Below are 17,359 nucleotides of genomic sequence, written 5' to 3' on the forward strand. Positions count from 1 at the left end.
CTTGACCACCACTTGTTTTAGAACGCGTAACTGGCCTTGAGGCCGCCGTTGAAGCCGTGGCTGTCGCCGCCGCCATTAGCGCCGATTTCTGCGCCAAGACTCAGGGCGCCGAGGCTGGCCATGACGTTAACGCCGCCGCTGAATTGATCGCGATTATCAAAAGCCGCACGTTGTTCGATATCGAGGCCCAGCAGGTGGCTTTGGCTGTCGACCTGGTTGTCGCCGAGTGTGCGTTCGTAACCGACTTGTACGCCGGGCACCAGTTGCCACGCGCCCATCGCCACCGGGGCAAAACCTACGTTGAGGTTGGCGACGGCGCTGCGGCGGGTGGCGCTGTTGTCGTGGACGTCGAGCGCCAGTTCGCTGCCCCTCTCTTTGAAGCTGTTGAGGTCGAGGTGGCTGACTCGGAAACCGAGGCTCGGTTCGAACGTCATGCCGTTGACTGGAGCGCGGTAGCCCAACGCAAGCGTGGCACCGCTGAGGTTGCCGTGGGTGTCGCCCTTCGCCGTGCCGAGGCCGCCGCCGAGGTCGCGTTTGCTGTCGTAGTCGATGTAGCCGGCGCTGGCGTTGGCGTCGAGGAACATGCCTTGTTCGAGGCTGGTGAAGCCGTAGCGGGCGCCGACGTTGAGGAAGGTGAAGTCGGTGTCGGCTTCGCCACCTGCGCCGCCGACCGTGCCTTTGCTGTAGCCGAAACCGCCGCGTGCGCTGAGTTGTTCGCTGAAGCGCTGGGTGATGCCGACCATCAGGCCTTGGCTGTGTTCGTTGCTGCTCTCGGCGTGGGCCGAGCCGTCGGTGCCGAGGTAGCCAGCGAGCGCAGTGGACCAGAGGCGGTATTGGCCGACTTTGAGGTCGCTGCCGCTGGCGAACGGTGCGGCGGCTTGTTCGATCATCGCGTTCTGTCGTAGCAGGTAGCTGGCGGCGTCGGCGTGGACCTGGCCGCCGACCTGAGATTCGACACCGCCGAGGGTGCCGGCGTCGATGGCCGATTGCAGGTAGTAGTTGTAGGCGCTGTAGGTGCCGGACAGATTGGTGTTCTGCAATTGGCGAAGCAAATCGGCGCCAGCGGCGGCGTTGCCGATCAGCCCGGCCTGACCCGGCAGGCTGTTGTATTCGACGAGTTTGCCGCGCAGAACGTAAATGGTTTCTTGCGACAGGCCGAGGCCTTGTTTGAGGTAGTTGTCCATGCTGCCGTATTGCGCGGTGACTTCATCGAGGCCGGCCTGAAGGTAGCTGGCCTGCACACCGAGCAGCGGCTCGTAGATGGCGGCCATGCTTGGCGGCAGGGCTTTCAGCGTGGCGGCGACGCGGGCGGCAGTGTAGTCATTGGTGGCCAGGTAGTTGGCCATGATGGTCGCGTTGTCGACACCGGCAATGCTCTGCAACACGGCGGCGGTCCAGCCGGTGCGATCCTTGCCGGCGGTGCAGTGGAACAGTTGCGCGGCATCGACACTGGCCAGTTCATTGAACAGCACGCCGAACTGGCCACGCATGCCGGCGTCGCTGACGAAGGCGCGGTTGGTCTGTTCCATCATGGCGATGGCCTCGGCGGCGCTTTTGAAGGAGATATTGGTGATGTTCGCGCCGGAGGTGGTACTGCCGATGATGTCGATGTTCTGGTAGGTGGCGCCGCTCAGCAGCGTGTCGGGAGTGGCGGCGATTTCGCTGGGTGTGCGCAGGTCGTAGACGGCTTTGATGCCGAGGCTGTTGAGGGTCGCCAGGTCAGAGGCCGTTGGAGTTACCGCGTTGGCGCGGTAGAACACGCCAGCGCGCATGGTGCCGTCGTGAGCGGTGGAGTACGCGGTGGTGGTGCCGGCGACATCACGGAAATTGTCCATGCCCTGCAGGCGCGGCGTGTCGAGCAGCATGGGCTCGGCAGCATGGGCGGCGGCGATGGACAGGCTCAGTACGGACAGCGAACACAGAAGACGTTGAAACACAGTGCAGCCTCATTGTTTAAGCGTTGGGCTGGTCACTATGGGTAGGCAAGTGATACTGAATATGACAGTTTCGGTTTGAATGGAAATGGCTGCGCGATCGGGCCGTGGCGTGCGTGATCTGTCCATCCGCCAGAAGGTAATGTCTCAGGGATTAACGAAAATGGACTTTCAGATTAGAACGGCAACCCGCGACGATGCGGCGGTGATCAGTGAACTCATCGTGAACACCTTGCGTGAGTCCAATGGACGCGACTATTCGGCGCAAATCATTGAGCAGGTGCAACGCAACTTTTCTCCGCAGGCGATTCTGGCATTGATGGTCAGCCGTCAGGTTTATGTGGCGACCTTCAATCAACGCGTCGTGGCAACCGCCAGTCTTGATCATGACGTTGTGCGCAGCGTGTTTGTCGAGCCTGCGTGGCAGGGCAAAGGGCTGGGTAAGCAACTGATGGAAAAGCTTCAGTCTGTTGCCGTCAGCCAGGGTTTTAAAAAGCTGCACGTGCCCTCTTCGATCACGGCTGAAGGTTTTTATCAGTCGCTTGGCTTCGATAGGGTTCGGGATGAGTATCACGGCACCGAGCGCACGATCATCATGCAAAAGCTGTTGTGACCGCAGCGGCAGAACCTCTGTAGGAGTGAGCCTGCTCGCGATAGCGGTGTGTCTGCCAACCGATATGCAGGATGACACGGCGCGTTCGCGAGCAGGCTCGCTCCCACAATGACCGGTGTCAGTTGGGTTGGCTGACTACCTTGATGTCCGTTATCCCGACTCGCTCGGCATGTTCAAGAATCTGCTCGGGGGTCGAATCGGCGGTTGGCATGAGCAGGCCGTTTTCCGCATCGCCCAGATGTAACTCCAGCAGATGCATCGCGGCTTCGTGGGCGGCCAACTGCTGCTCCTTGAGCTCAAGCGGAAAAGTACGAGGCTCGCCGTTGAATCGATATTCGATGTGATAGGTGTACATGATGTCATCCGCGTCAGTGGGAAAAGGCAACTGACTATCCTGACGCGATGGTCAGTTTTTAGTTCAAATTGAATCGCCCTCAGACCAATCTGGAATTCATGGCAAACTTTTCGCTCGCCGGGGCGTCCTTTTCTTAAACCCCTTACCGGCTGATTTCAGCCAAGGACTGGCAATGACCTTCTTCATTTTTCTTCTGGCCTGCGCAGCAGCGGCAACCACCGGCGTGATGTTCAAACCGGGGCCGTGGTACGAAGGGCTGAACAAACCCGGGTTCACCCCGCCCAATTGGGCGTTCCCGGTGGCCTGGACGATTATCTACCTGTTGTTGGCCTGGGCCGGTTATCGCTTGAGCCTGATGCCCGGCAGCCAGACCGTGCTGGCGTTGTGGGCGGCGCAGATTGCGCTGAACACGCTGTGGACGCCGGTGTTCTTCGGCGCGCATCAGGTGTTGGCGGCGATGGTGATTCTCACCGTGTTGTGGCTGGTGGTCGCGGCGATGGTGGTGCTGGCGATACAACTGGACCTGATTACGGGTTTGATCCTGTTTCCTTATCTGGCGTGGCTGTGCGTGGCGGCGGCGTTGAATTTTTCCATCCTGATCAAGAACCGCTGATGAGCAATGCCAATTGGGGTGGTGCAACACCGTGGCCGCAGGGCGAGCGCGAGTTGGCGCAAGTACGCGCCTTCAACAAAAAACTTGCCTGGCTGCCGCGCTTCAAAATCCGCAATCGCTTGACACCACGCTTGATTCAGGCGCTGTTGCGCGTCAGCCAGATCGGCGGCTCCGGCGTGTTGCGCAAGTTTGGCCTGACGGCTGAGCGCAAGCTGATTGATAACGTGCCAGTGCGAATCATCCGCCCCAAAGGCCCGGCGAAAGGCGTGGTGCTGGATTTTCACGGTGGCGGCTGGGTGATCGGCAATGCGCAGATGGACGATAACTTCAACGCGGCCATCGTCGAAAGCTGCCAAGTAACCGTGGTCTCGGTGGACTATCGACTGGCCGTGTCCACGCCCATCGAAGGCCTGTTGGAGGATTGCCTCAACGCCACTCGTTGGTTGTTACAAAAGGCTGAGTTCGCCGACCTGCCCGTCGTGGTGGTCGGTGAGTCGGCGGGCGGTCATCTGGCGGCGGCGACCTTGCTGGCGCTGAAACAATGGCCCGATCTGCTGCAAAGAATCAGCGGCGCATTGCTGTATTACGGCGTCTACGACCTGACCGGAACGCCAAGCGTGCGCAACGCGCCAGCAGACACGCTGGTGCTGGACGGCCCCGGCATGGTCGAGGCGTTGCGCTTGCTCACGCCGGAGCTGACCGACGAACAGCGCCGTCAGCCACCGCTCTCTCCGCTGTACGGCGACTTCAGCGGCTTCCCGCCAGCGCTGCTGTTTGCCGGCGAACTCGATCCGCTGCGCGACGACACGCTCGACATCGCCAGGCGCTGGGCGCAATCGGCACCGGTCGAGATGTACCTGCTGCCCTCGTCGCCCCACGGTTTTATTCACTTTCCCACGGCCATCGCCGAGGGTGTGCTGGCGTACAGTCGCAAGTGGATTTCGGCGCGCTTGGCGGCTGGCACGCCACGAGGTTGAAAACCGGCAGTCCCGACCAGCAGCTGAAACGTTGTCCCACACTGTTCTGCGCTACCGGAGCATCAACAGCAAAAGGCCCACGGCTATCGCAACCCAACCGCCAACTCTCGCTGCGCCTGCCCATTGGTAATACCGGAGCTTATCTCTCTGCTCCTTTGTGAGTTCCTCAGCGGACATCAGCCGAGACCGCTCTGCCTTTACAGACTTTGAATAGCCGAACATATCGGACACATACACAATCAGCCCCAGGCCTAGCACCAACAGTGCGCAAGCGAAACTCACCATATCGCCTCCTCTATCGAAACGTGCCTGATTCAGGCGATGTAAAAGAAATACAGCGCCAAGCCCAGCAACTGCATCAGCAGCAAAATTGAAAGGAGGTGATTGCACCCCCTCCACGCTTTACTCACCGGTCGGTTTTTGGCGACTCGATAGCGCAGGTAGCTGTCGAGCGAAAGGGACGCCGTGGGGATCAGCACGAACAGAAACGTCAAAAAGAAATTAAACATTTCCCTTGTCCATCGACTCCCAACATGAAACCGGATTTGTTCGCTGCATCGTTCGCTGCTCAAGTCATCTGAGCAAACAGCTTAGCTGATCGGCATGCGCCCGGAATCCGTGGGGTTCTGCACTGCAGTGATCCCGGGCAATGACACTTGACGGGGACAAGCCGTTGACGTGCAACCCCTCAACGCCGTCATTCAATGGCAGAATCCCCAGACCCTGATCATTTCGGAGACCACAATGCTTCGCGTGTTTGAACAACGACTCGACCCCTTCCCGCCCGACGAAGCACCACCCCCGCCCGTCGGCCTGATGCGGTTCCTGTGGGCCTGCACCCGTGGCGCACGCGGTTATATCCTCGCGTTGGCGCTGCTCAGCGCAGGTGTGTCGATCTATGAAGCCTGGCTGTTTTCCTTTCTCGGCCAGGTCGTGGATCTGCTCTCGACGTGGCAGGCCGGTGGTGGTGTCAACGCGCAGGAAAGTCGCGTGCTGTGGGGCATCGGCATCGTGTTGTTCATCAGCATTGGCCTGGTGGCGCTGCGCACCATGGTTCAGCATCAGGTGCTGGCGATCAATTTGCCGTTGCGGCTGCGCTGGGACTTCCACCGACTGATGCTGCGGCAAAGCCTTTCGTTCTTTTCCGATGAGTTTTCCGGGCGGGTCACGACCAAAGTCATGCAGACCGCTTTGGCCGTGCGCGAAGTGTTGTTCACACTCATCGAAATCGCGCCGGGCATCGGCGTTTACTTCATTGCGATCATCGCGTTGGCCGGCGGCTTTGCCCTGAAACTGATGCTGCCGTTCATTATCTGGGTCGCGTTGTTCGGGCTGGCGATGGTTTATTTTGTGCCGCGCCTGGGGCAAGTCGGTCAGGAACAGGCCGATGCGCGCTCGTCGATGACCGGGCGCATTGCCGATGCCTACACCAACATCACCACGGTAAAACTGTTCTCGCACTCCAAGCGCGAAGCGCACTTCGCCCGCGCGGCGATGGAGGATTTCAAGCTCACCGGTTTCCGCCAGATGCGGCTGGTCAGCCAGTTCGAAATCGTCAATCAGGCACTGGTGGTCGGGCTGATTATCGGCGCCGGCGGCTATGCCCTGTGGCTGTGGCATCTGGGCCAGGTCGGCACCGGCGCGGTGGCGGCGATTACCGCCATGGCGTTGCGCATCAACGGCATGTCGCACTGGATCATGTGGCAAATGACCTCGCTGTTCGAAAACATCGGCACCGTGCAGGACGGCATGGCCACCCTCACCCGTGGCCCCAAGGTTCAGGATGCACCGAACGCCAGCGTGCTGGTGCCGGCGGGCGGCGCGGTGACGTTCGACAAGGTGAACTTCAACTACAACGGCGAACGCCAGGTCCTCGACAACCTGAGCCTGAACATCCGCGCCGGCGAAAAAATCGGTCTGGTTGGCCGCTCCGGTGCGGGCAAATCGACGCTGATCAACCTGCTGCTGCGCTTTTACGATGTCGACAGTGGTGAGATTCGCATCGACGGCCAGAACATCGCGAAGGTCAGTCAAGACAGTCTGCGCAGCGCGATCGGCATGGTCACGCAGGACACGTCGCTGCTGCACCGCTCGATTCGCGACAACATCGCCTACGGCCGCCCGGACGCCACCGACGAAGATATCCGCCGCGCCGCCGCCAATGCCCAGGCCGACGGTTTCATCAGCCAGCTCAGCGACAAGCAAGGCCACAGCGGCTACGACACACTGGTCGGTGAGCGCGGCATCAAGCTGTCCGGCGGTCAGCGTCAACGCATCGCCATCGCCCGCGTGATGCTGAAGAACGCGCCGATCCTGCTGCTCGACGAAGCCACCAGTGCCCTCGACTCCGAAGTCGAAGTGGCCATTCAGGAAAGCCTCGATGAAATGATGCAGGGCAAAACCGTCATCGCCATCGCCCATCGGCTGTCGACGATTGCCGCCATGGATCGACTGATCGTCATGGATGAGGGGCGGATTATCGAGCAAGGGACGCACGCTGAATTGCTCAGCAGAAACGGGATTTATGCGCGGCTCTGGCAGCATCAGAGTGGCGGGTTTCTCGGGGAAGATCAGGGCGTGGCGGCGGCGATGGATCAGGCTTGAGGGGACGGGATTGGAAGCAGCCGCTGATGAGCGACTGCTTTCGGCCAGATCCGGTCAGTCGTGGTCGATACAAACTCGCCAGCGCGCCTTGCACTTTAGTCGACAGGCGCTACCTTGCGGTCGCGCAGCAAAACTCATCGGTAGGCGTTCACGAACAAGCCCGCAGTCAGACAGCGCCGGGGCGGCCCCGGCGCAAACGGCTCTTCAACTCGAAGCTGACTTTCTTCGCGAAAAAATGCCATTCCGGCAGAGCCAATAGCAGGCCGCCCTCGCACCCCACGCCACACTCGCGGGAATCTTTGCGTGTCAGCTTGAAAAACCGGTGTGGCAACCTCACACGGTTTCGAATGCATCCCTTGATCGTCCAGGTGACACCTCGCCTCATATAAGCCGTTGCTACCTGACGCTTGCGGTTAAAGAGATGAAGATGAGGCTTGAGCGCTGCCAGGGTGTCCCGGTAAGCGTCGTAGCTTGTCAGGACATGGTGCTCGTCCTTGACGCTATTGGTCAGCGACCCTTGACGCACCCTTTGAAAATATCGGTCGGCCTGCGTTGCGTAGCAGAGCTTGCTATGAAGATAGATGTTCATGCTGAACAACTGATCCTCGTGCGCACGCCCCTTGAAGGTCACGTCGAAGCGTTCGGTCACGGTTTTTTTGAAAATGTACTGCCACGTCGTGGCCTTGTATTTATTACTGAGCATCAGATCTTCGAACAGATCCACGCCCTTAGTGAACCAACCCTCGCGGGAAGGTGCGGTGTCGCGTCTCAAGTAATTACGCTCGCCATTCGAATCAACAAAAGAACGTTTCGAGAAATAATAAAGTTCTAAATCACTGTTTTCATTTACTGCTTTATTGAAGCCTGCAAAAAGATCGAGACTGACCACATCATCCGGGTCGCAAAAAAACAAGTAATCCCCTGTAGCGGCATTGAATCCCGTCACGCGGGCCCCGCCGACGCCCATATTTTCCTGGGTGATGATTCTTATCCTGCTGTCATCGCCATACTTGGAATTAATTAACTCTAGCGTTCCATCTGTCGATCCATCGTTAATAATCACGATTTCCGATGGTTGAACAGTTTGCCCCAGGAGCGACTCCATCGTCTCGACTATATAATTTTCTACATTATATGCAGCAACAATAACGGAGACCTTTAAATCCAACATTAAATATGCTCTTTAAAACCAATAAAATAAAAGCAGGACAATAACTCGCAAATCATAGCATGGTGATACATGGATTACACTTGGGCAGCGCCGCTCCTACCGCTGTGGTCAAGGCCTGCAGGCATCAAGATGCGCTCTCATCCTCGCTGCGCAACGCACCTGTCAACTCATTGGCACCGCAAACACCGCACTGGCCCGCGCAACCGTACGCTCACCCACTTGCAAACTAACCGCGGCAAACGCCAGTTGACGTCCTTTTTTTGAGTACTCCAGTCGCACTTCCAGCCACTCGTTCATGTGTACGGCGCCGAGATAATCCAGGGTCATGCTGGCCGTGATCAATGGCAGCGGAGGGTCGCTGGAAAAGGCCATGGCGTAACCCATACCGACATCGGCCAATGTTGCCAATACACCGCCATGCAAGGTGCCCCGGCCATTGGCATGGCGTGAGTCAGTCAATAAGCCCAGTTCCAATTGCAGCCCACTGCCACGCGCGTAGATCGGTCCCAGCAAATCCAGTAACGGACTGCTGCGGTTGAATGGGGTGAATCCCTCGGGAATTGCGTTGACGTCCATGATCCCTCCGTGTGCCGGCGACTCACCGGCGATTGACCTGAATACTTCGATTCAGCTGGAAGGTTTATGGGGAATCATGTAACGGGGGAAGCACTATACGGATGCGGAATCTGCAGTGATAACCCGTCGAAGCAGCCGTCCCATCGGTCAGCCCGTTGACGCAAGATCCGCCCCCTCCATCATCCGAACACTGGCAAACGTCGATTCGTTGCGAGCCTGGTCCAGCGTTGTCAGCGGTTTGATCGTTGACGGCTGCGTTACCGGTTTACGGCTCGTCTCAGAACCTGATCGCTCGTCACTCGGTGGCACGCCAAAGTGCTCGCGATAGCATTTGGAGAAATGCGGCGTGGAGACGAAACCGCAGACATACGCTAGCTCAACAATCGACAAGTTGGTTTGCTTGAGCAGTTGGCGTGCTCGAATCAGCCGCAACCTCAAGTAGTAGCGCGACGGCGTGCATTGCAGGTACTTCTGAAACAGTCGCTCCAGCTGCCGCCGTGACAGGTCGACGTATTCGGCCAGATTATCCAGGTCGATCGGCTCTTCGAGATTGGCCTCCATCAACGCCACCACTTCTTGCAGCTTGGGCTGATGCGTACCGACTACATGCTTGAGCGGCACACGCTGATGGTCCTGCTCGTTGCGGATGCGCTCATAGACAAACATCTCGGAAATGGCGGCGGTTAACTCACGGCCATGATCGCGGGCAATCAGATGCAGCATCATGTCCAGCGGCGCGGTGCCGCCGGAGCTGGTGAAACGGTTTCGGTCGAGGGTAAACAGACTGGTACTGACGCTGACACGCGGGAAAGCTTCCTGCATCGCCGCCAGAAATTCCCAATGTACGCTGCACTCATAGCCGTCGAGCAGTCCGGCCTTGGCGAGCGCCCAACTGCCGGTGCAGATCCCGCCCAAGCGCTTCGATTGACGCGCCAGAGCTTGCAGCCAGGTCGTGTGCTCGCGGGTAATCACGCTCTGGATACCGACACCGCCGCACACAATGACCGTGTCCGCCACAGCGGGATTGCTCCACGATCCATCCGGCGTGATCGGCACACCGTCGCTGGCCCAGACCGGTACCCCACCGGGGCTGAATGTCTGCCAGCGATACAGCGTTCGTCCCGTCAGTTGATTGGCCATGCGCAATGGTTCCACGGCGGACGCCAAGGAAATAAGCGTGAATTTGTCCAACAACAGGAAACCAACGGATTGAGTGGTAGCGTCGGCCACGGTAGGGGTCGATGACATCATGTCCTCGTAAGCATCGGTGTGCGGCACAGGCGTCTGTCATTCCCCCCGGCGCTTTTCGCGAGGGGATTATCAGGTTCGGCGCAACGCCTACCCCGCCGACGAGACCCTCGCCGCCGGCGCAGGATGACGCGACGTCACCAGGCCGATAAAGGAAATCGCCAGCGCCAGGCCGATGGTTGTGGTGACTTCGGTGCGGTGTTGCGGGGTGATCATCATCACCGCCAGCGCTGCGCAGATGAACACGATCACCAGCCATGTCAGCCAGGGAAACAGCCACATGCGAAAGGTCAGCTCGACGTTGCGTTGTTGCAATATCCGCCGCATACGCAGCTGCGACACCGCAATCGCCAGATACACCAGCAAGGCAATCGCCCCGGAGCTGGCCAGCAGGAACTGAAACAACCCGGCAGGCATGAAATAGCTCCATACGGTGATTGACGCACCGATTACGGTGCTGGCGATGACCGCGGCGCGCGGCACACCTTCCGAGGAGGTCGCCTTCAGCATTTTCGGCGCATCGCCACGCCGGCCCAGCGAGTACAGCATCCGCGAGGCAATGTAGATCGAGGAGTTCATGCAACTGGCCACGGCGATCAGCACGACGACGTCGACCATGAACTTGGCGTGGGGAATGTTCATGATTTCCAGGGCCCGCTGATAAGACCCGACCGAAGCCAGCAACGGATCATTCCACGGCACCACGGAGATCACGACGAAGATCGACAGCAGGTAAAACACGCCAATGCGCCAGATCACCGAGCGCGTGGCTTTGGCGATATTTCGCGACGGATCGTTCGATTCAGCCGCAGCAATGGTCACTGCTTCGGTACCGATGAAGCTGAACATGATGGTGATGAAAGCGCCGACAACCGCCGACAAACCGTTGGGCGCAAATCCGCCGTGGTCGGCCATCAACCCGCTCAACCCGCTGACTTCCCTGTCGGGAATCCAGCCCATCAGCACGGCAAACCCGACACCGATAAAACCGATGATCGCCACGACCTTGGCCATGGCGAACCAGAATTCGAACTCACCGTATTTGGACACGCTGAACAGGTTGGTCACCACCAGCGCAATGATCGAGCCCAACGCGAACAGCCAGGCATCAACCTGAGGAAACCATTGGTTCAACACATGCCCGGCGGCCAGCGCTTCGATAGGAATCACCAGAACCCAGAACCACCAGTACAGCCAACCGATGGTGAAGCCAGCCCAGCGCCCGATGGCCTGGTCGGCGTAGGTCGAGAACGAGCCGGTGTCCGGATTGGCCACCGCCATCTCACCGAGCATGCGCATGACCAGCACCACCAGCAAACCGGAGAACAGATAGGCCAGAAGAACCGCCGGCCCCGCCGCCGCAATGGCATGCCCCGAGCCGACGAACAATCCGGCGCCGATAATCCCGGCGATGGATAGCATGGTGACGTGACGAGGCTTGAAGCCCTGCGCCAATTGGCTACTCGAATCCATGGAGTTCGGGCTGATCATTGGTTTTTTTATTCTCTGCTGAACGACATTTAAGCAAGTTGACTGAGCAAACGAGCACGATCGTTGCCTGCTGAACCTCCCGAAAGAAGTCCGTTCAACCGCCGCAGTTCTTATCAACCCCATGATCTGAATGGGATTATTTTGATGTGAAGACGCGTCACCTTACCCGGCTTGTCTGGCGACTCAGTAGCCTGATTGCGCCATGGTTGTGTCTGATATCGACATACCGAAACCAATAGGTCGCAATTAACACCGATAAGTCACAAAGTATCTGACGACGGATTCCCCATCTCGCCCTCACCTTCCCGCACACCCAGGCAACGTAAACATCACCCGCGCCCCACGCGGCGTGTTTGCCTCCGCCCACAAACGCCCGCCATGGGCTTCAATGATCGTGCGGCAGATCGACAGCCCCATGCCCAGCCCGGTGGCTTTGGTGGTGTAAAACGCGGTAAAGACTTCTTCGGCGTGCTCGCAGGCAAATCCCGGCCCGGAGTCGCTGACCACAATCTGCACGTCTTCATCGACCGATTCACTGGTGATTGATAGCCGACGCTCGCCCTCCGCCATTACCGCCATGGCCTCGAGACCGTTGATGATCAGATTGAGTAGAACCTGCTGCAGCTCGACACGGTCGGCCAGTACGGCGGGCAAGTCGTTGACGAGTCGGGTGTTGACCACCGCCCCATAGCGGGCTGCTTCACCGCGCGTGAACCCGACCATCTCGTTCACCAGCGCATTGAGGTCCACCGCGTGACGTTGCGGTGGCGCCTTGCGGATCAGCGCGCGGATGCGTCCGAGCACGTCGGCCGCGCGGTTGCCATCGTTGATGATGCGTCTGAGGCCCTGTTCGACTTCATTGGTGTTCGGCGGTTGCGCGCCGAGCCAGCGCAACGCCGCGTTGGCATTGGTCACGGTAGCCGCGATGGGCTGATTGACTTCGTGGGCGATGGACGCCGCCAACTGGCCCATGGTCGCCACACGGTTGGCGTGGGCCAGTTCCGTCTGCACTTGGCGATAGCGGCGCTCACCCTCGCGCACTTGTTCCTCGGCCTGCTTGCGTTCGCTCAGGTCGAGGACGAACGCCACGCCCTGTTGCTGACTGGCCTCGAACGCGGCCAGACCGACAATCACCGGCAGACGACTGCCGTCTTTGCGGATGTATTCCTTTTCGAACGGCTGAGCGCGCCCGGTGCGAATCGCAGTCGCCAGCGCCGTTTCGCTTTGCGTGCGCAGTGGCGGCGGTGTCATGTCGCGCCAGTGCACGCTGCCCGACAGCAGATCGTCGCGCTCGTAACCGACCATACGCAGAAAGGCGTCATTGGCCTCGATGATTTCACCTTCGATGCTCCAGACGATGATGCCGATGATGTTGGCATCGACCAGCCGCCGAATCTTCGCCTCGCGCTCGGCGACGTCGCGATACAGCCTCGCGTTATCCAGCGAGATCGCCGCCTGCGAAGCCACCAGCCGCAGCACGGCGATGCGCGCCGGGCTGAACACACCGGCAGACAGGTTATTTTCCAGGTACAACGCCCCGGCCACCCGCGCCTGATTCATCAACGGCAGACAGAGGATCGAGCGGCTACCGCGCTGGTGAATGTACGGGTCAGCGGCAAATGCCGGATCGGCGACGGCATCGTCCAGGCACAGATTTTCGCCCGTGCGCAGGCTCTGGTAGAGCACCGATTCGGCCAGCACCGCCGCACTCACTGGCTCATTGCACAACAACGTGCAGTCGTCGTCGACACTGCTTCGTGCGGCGATACAGGCCGCCTCACCTTGCGTCAGAATCAGCAGGCCGTGCTCGGCGCCGGCCTGTTCGACGGCGGTGCGCATGATCATTTCAATCAGTCGATCGAGGACGATTTCGCCTGAGACCGCTTGGGAAACCTTGAGCACAGTGGCCAGATCCAGTTGCTCGACCGGGGTGGCGATGGTCGCGGTCGGGCCAGGTGCTGGCTCTTCATTGCGCAGATAACGGTGATGTCGTTCCAGTTGCCGCACCTTGCCCTCGGCGCCCCAGCGCAGGTATCCGTAACGCGCATCTTGCAGGTACATGCGGGCGATTTTGCCGAGACCGCGGGCACTGTAGAACCGCGCGGCGAGTTCGTTGGCCAAGGCTTCGACGTGCACGAAGCCGTTGTCCTGGGCCAGTTGAATCGCCTGCTCGTACAGCGACTCGGCTTCGATCAATTGCCCGGCGACCCGAGCGATTTCGGCAGCGACCAGCGCCGTCTGACTGGCAAAGGTTTCCGCACACTGTTGCGCCCAGATTTGCAGTTGCTCATGGTGTTCATTCAGACGTTGCAACTGATCAGCATCCACCTCGGCGCGAGCGGCCAGGGTTAACGCCGCGTAGAAGTGATATTCGGCCTCCTCGAAAAACGACGAAATCACCCACAACAATTCCTTGGCCTGAGCCGCGCAGTCAGCGGCCGCCGGGTAATCCCCCGCCATATAGCGCGCCTGCAACTTGCGCACCCAATACTTGCCGCGAGCCAACGCCAGATCCGGGGCGGCAAGATTCGCCTCGAAGCTAGCCTCATCGAATTGTTCATCGTTGAAACTGCCGAAGACCGGCGTCTGCCCGCGCAACATACGGATCAGCGCCCGTTGGCAACTCATGAAGCTCACCACCAGACCGAAGCGGATCCTCTGCGCATAGGCCAGCCCCGCCTCGGCCTGAACCTGCACTTCCGCCAGCGGTTCGCCAATAAACAGCAAGTCGGAAATCAGGCTGTTGCCGGCATACGCCGCATAGGGCAAATCGCCGAGGCGGTTGCCGGCGCTGAGCGCACGCCGCAGCCATTCGCGGCACTCGCGCACCGGGCGCATCCAGCGCACCACAAAAATCGAGAAGCACAGGTAGGTACGCGCTTCGTATCGCGTCAGGCCACGGCGGTCGACCAGATCGCAGCCCAGACGGCCAAAGCGGTAACCGGCGGCATAGTCGCCGAAACGTCGGCCGGCGACGCGCACAACGTTGGCGTAGAGCATGCAAGAGGCGTCGCAGTTGCCATGTTGCAGACTCAAGCTGACAGCCTTGCAAATGGTCAGGCAGGCGAGGTTCGCATCGGACTGCAACGCTGGGGCGAAGAGTTTGCTCAACGCATCCAGCGTGGCCAGCGAAGCGCGATCCTGCATCAGTGGCAGGTCGATCAACTGTTCGATGCTGCGCTCACCCAGTTGCGTCCAGATCTGCTCGTACTCCTGGCGCACTTGCTGATCGCTCGGGTGCGCCGGCCAGTCGATGCCGACCTGACGCAAATACGTCAGGCACACACCCACCGCGCGGTCACTGCGATCAAGCAGCAGGTAAACGTCCATCTGCAAACACGTGACCGCCGCCCGTTCTACCGTGTTCATGGCGCGCTCGGCCAGTGTGCTCAGACGCGTGTTGGCCAGTGCCAGTTGCCCGGTAAGGAATTCGCACTCGGCGCGGTTCAGCTCCAAGGCAAAGCCCAGTTCATGGCGACTGTCATCGCCGTGTTCGGCCAACAGCGCAGCACCCGCGCCCAAGTAGCTCAGCGCTGAAGTGTAAGCGGTCGAAGCCTTGGCGCGCTGGCCGGCGAGCAGGTTGAACTCGGCCAGTTGTTCACGTTCGGCACGGGCGCTGATCAGGCTGGCGCCGCGATTGAGCTGGCCGACGATTTCAAAGATCGCGTCTTCGCGCCCTTCCACCGACGTTTGCAGCGCGAGCAAACGCCCGATGCGCAGGTGAGTCTGCGCACGCAAGCCTTCGGCGATCAGCGAATAGGCCGCTTCATGAATGCGGTCGTGGGCAAACGCACAAGCGCCTTCGTGCAACTCCACCACTTCCTGGCGCACCGCCGGCCACAGCGCCGCATGCACGCGCGCCGTCGACAGGTCGAGCACGGTGGCCAGGGTATCGATCCGCGCGACGTTGCCCAGACAGGCCAGTTGTTGCAGGGCCTGACGCGTGTCCAGCGGCAGGCGCGCCAGTTTGCCGACCATCAGATCGACGACGTTGTCGGTGTAGCCTTTGGCGTTGATCAATTGCAGATCCCAGCGCCAGCGGCTGGACTGATGCTCGTAAACCAGCAGCTCTTCCTCGGCCAGAGCGTGCAGAAACTGGATGACGAAAAATGGATTGCCACCGGTCTTGTCCAGCACTAGTCGCGCCAGCGCCACGATGCTCGCGGGTGGGCAGCGCAGGGTTTCGGCGATCAGTTGTTCGATGTGCACGCTGGCGAGCGAGGCCAGGCGGATTTCGTCGATGTGTACGCCGGCATCGCGAATGGCTTTGAGTTTGCAGCTGAGCGGGTGGTCGCCATCAACCTCATTGTTGCGGTACGCCCCCACCAGCAACAGATGCCCAAGCTCGGCGCGGGTCAGCAGATCTTCCAGCAGATCGAGGGTCGCCGCATCCAGCCATTGCAGGTCATCAAGGAACAGCGCCAACGGGTGCTCGGGCCGGGCAAACACGCCGATGAACCCCTGCAACACCCGCATGAAGCGCTGCTGCGCCTGTTGCGGTTCCAGCTCCGGCACTGGTGGCGGCTCACCAATGATCAACTTGAGTTCCGGGATCAGCTCGGTCATCAACCGTGCGTTTGGCGACAGTGCCTGCAACAGCGCCGCGCGCCAGTCAGCGAGCACCTCACGGCGCTTGCCCAGCAGCGTGCGCACCAGGCCCTGAAACGCCTGGACCAGCGTTGCGTAGGGAATGTCGCGCTTGTACTGATCGAACTTGCCGGCGGCGAACAATCCCCGCGACGGCACCAGCACTTTGTGCAGCTCATTGACCACTGAAGACTTGCCAATGCCGGAGTAACCGGACACCAGCACTAGCTTCGGCGAAGGGGTCTGTACTACCTGGGCGAAGGCGTCGATCAGCGTTTGCACTTCGCGCTCACGACCGTAGAGTTTCTCCGGGATCAGCAAGCGATCGATCGCGCCCTGCTCGTTCAACGTGAACACGTTAATCTGCCGCGTTCGCTGCCAATCGTCGAGACAGCGGCGAAGGTCATGTTCGACACCAGCGGCCGTTTGGTAGCGCTCTTCGGCCGTCTTGGCCAACAGTTTCATGACCACGCGCGAGAGCATCACCGGCACCGTGGCCACCCGTTCGCACGCCGGCATCGGCAGCCGCGCGATGTGGCAATGCACCCACTCCATCGGATCGCTGGCACTGAACGGCAGTGAGCCGGTGAGCATCTGATACAGCGTCACGCCGAAGGAATACAAATCGCTGCGCGAATCGATCGAGCGGTTCATCCGCCCGGTTTGTTCGGGCGCCATGTAGGCCAGAGTGCCGGCGATAGTTTCCGGAGGCGTGGGTGCCTGACGTTCGCGCGGCAGACACGAGGCCAGACCGAAACCCGTGAGGCGGGCCTGGCCATCGTGGCAATTGACGAGGATGTGTTGCGGTTTGAGATCCTTGTGCACCAGCCCGCCTTGGTGCAAACGGCCGAGCGCCAGGGCAATGTTGATGGCGTGCAACAGGCAGGTTTCAGTGTCCAGCGGCGCGACCAGCAAGCGTGACAGCGGCTCGCCGCCGGGATCGTCGAACAGCAGACGCGTTGTCCCGCCGGCACGCTCAAGGGCTTGCGGTTGCAACGCCCATTGATGGCCGAGATCGTTCTTGAGGCTGTATTCGTGAGCCAGTCGGTCGAGGGTTGCGGGCAACGGTTGATCAAGTGTCGGGCGTACCATCAGCACGCCGGGACTGCCCTCGACTTTACCGCGTTCGCGGGTGAACACCCGCTCGCCGTCGTCCCACAAAATCTGCTTTTTGCTGGCCATGTGTGTCG

12 protein-coding genes are annotated in these 17,359 nt (G+C 60.1%); 4 read left to right on the forward strand and 8 right to left on the reverse strand.

The annotated features are described in order from the left end of the window. Positions 1-17 precede the first annotated feature (17 nt). On the reverse strand, positions 18-1,937 hold the full coding sequence (locus tag ACRRSD_RS02510) for a tyrosine-protein phosphatase (protein ID WP_435036968.1): 1,920 nt from the start codon (positions 1,935-1,937) through the stop codon (positions 18-20). A gap of 160 nt (positions 1,938-2,097) precedes the next feature. On the opposite strand from ACRRSD_RS02510, the gene ACRRSD_RS02515 reads away from it, so the two are divergent. Further along, positions 2,098-2,547, forward strand: a complete 450-nt coding sequence (locus tag ACRRSD_RS02515) for a GNAT family N-acetyltransferase (protein ID WP_435038570.1) — start codon at positions 2,098-2,100, stop codon at positions 2,545-2,547. Between the two features lie 118 nt (positions 2,548-2,665). Here ACRRSD_RS02515 and ACRRSD_RS02520 read toward each other — a convergent pair whose 3' ends face one another. Continuing rightward, positions 2,666-2,932 carry a hypothetical protein gene (locus ACRRSD_RS02520; RefSeq protein ID WP_435036969.1) on the reverse strand — a complete coding sequence of 89 codons (267 nt, stop codon included), beginning with the start codon at positions 2,930-2,932 and terminating at the stop codon, positions 2,666-2,668. A 142-nt stretch (positions 2,933-3,074) separates the two neighbouring features. Between ACRRSD_RS02520 and tspO the strand changes: the two genes are divergently transcribed. Then, complete coding sequence (gene tspO, locus ACRRSD_RS02525; protein WP_414869412.1) at positions 3,075-3,515, forward strand: tryptophan-rich sensory protein TspO; 441 nt, start codon at positions 3,075-3,077, stop codon at positions 3,513-3,515. Then, positions 3,515-4,492, forward strand: a complete 978-nt coding sequence (locus ACRRSD_RS02530; protein WP_435036970.1) for an alpha/beta hydrolase — start codon at positions 3,515-3,517, stop codon at positions 4,490-4,492. The genes tspO and ACRRSD_RS02530 overlap by 1 nt, the downstream gene beginning before the upstream one ends. Positions 4,493-4,806: 314 nt before the next feature. Here the strand turns inward: ACRRSD_RS02530 and ACRRSD_RS02535 are convergent, their stop codons facing one another. After that, entirely contained in the window at positions 4,807-5,001 is a 195-nt protein-coding gene (locus tag ACRRSD_RS02535) for a hypothetical protein (protein WP_435036971.1), read from the reverse strand. Positions 5,002-5,236: 235 nt separating this feature from the next. Here ACRRSD_RS02535 and ACRRSD_RS02540 point away from each other — a divergent pair, with 235 nt between their 5' ends. After that, a complete protein-coding gene (locus ACRRSD_RS02540) occupies positions 5,237-7,096 on the forward strand; it encodes an ABC transporter ATP-binding protein (protein ID WP_435036972.1) in 1,860 nt (619 codons plus the stop codon). A gap of 166 nt (positions 7,097-7,262) precedes the next feature. Here the strand turns inward: ACRRSD_RS02540 and ACRRSD_RS02545 are convergent, their stop codons facing one another. From ACRRSD_RS02545 to ACRRSD_RS02565, 5 genes are all read right to left on the reverse strand, one after another. Continuing rightward, complete coding sequence (locus ACRRSD_RS02545) at positions 7,263-8,267, reverse strand: glycosyltransferase family 2 protein (protein WP_435036973.1); 1,005 nt, start codon at positions 8,265-8,267, stop codon at positions 7,263-7,265. 162 nt (positions 8,268-8,429) lie between these two features. Continuing rightward, the gene (locus tag ACRRSD_RS02550; protein WP_435036974.1) at positions 8,430-8,843 is read right to left on the reverse strand and encodes a PaaI family thioesterase; all 414 of its coding nucleotides are present in this window, start codon (positions 8,841-8,843) and stop codon (positions 8,430-8,432) included. Between the two features lie 147 nt (positions 8,844-8,990). Beyond that, positions 8,991-10,091, reverse strand: a complete 1,101-nt coding sequence (locus ACRRSD_RS02555) for a GlxA family transcriptional regulator (RefSeq protein ID WP_435036975.1) — start codon at positions 10,089-10,091, stop codon at positions 8,991-8,993. Between the two features lie 90 nt (positions 10,092-10,181). Then, on the reverse strand, positions 10,182-11,582 hold the full coding sequence (gene gabP / locus ACRRSD_RS02560) for a GABA permease (protein WP_435036976.1): 1,401 nt from the start codon (positions 11,580-11,582) through the stop codon (positions 10,182-10,184). Positions 11,583-11,879: 297 nt separating this feature from the next. After that, complete coding sequence (locus ACRRSD_RS02565; protein ID WP_435036977.1) at positions 11,880-17,351, reverse strand: trifunctional serine/threonine-protein kinase/ATP-binding protein/sensor histidine kinase; 5,472 nt, start codon at positions 17,349-17,351, stop codon at positions 11,880-11,882. Between the last annotated feature and the right edge of the window lie 8 nt (positions 17,352-17,359).

It is taken from the genome of Pseudomonas neuropathica, from assembly GCF_051174785.1.
Lineage (GTDB): Bacteria > Pseudomonadota > Gammaproteobacteria > Pseudomonadales > Pseudomonadaceae > Aquipseudomonas > Aquipseudomonas neuropathica_A.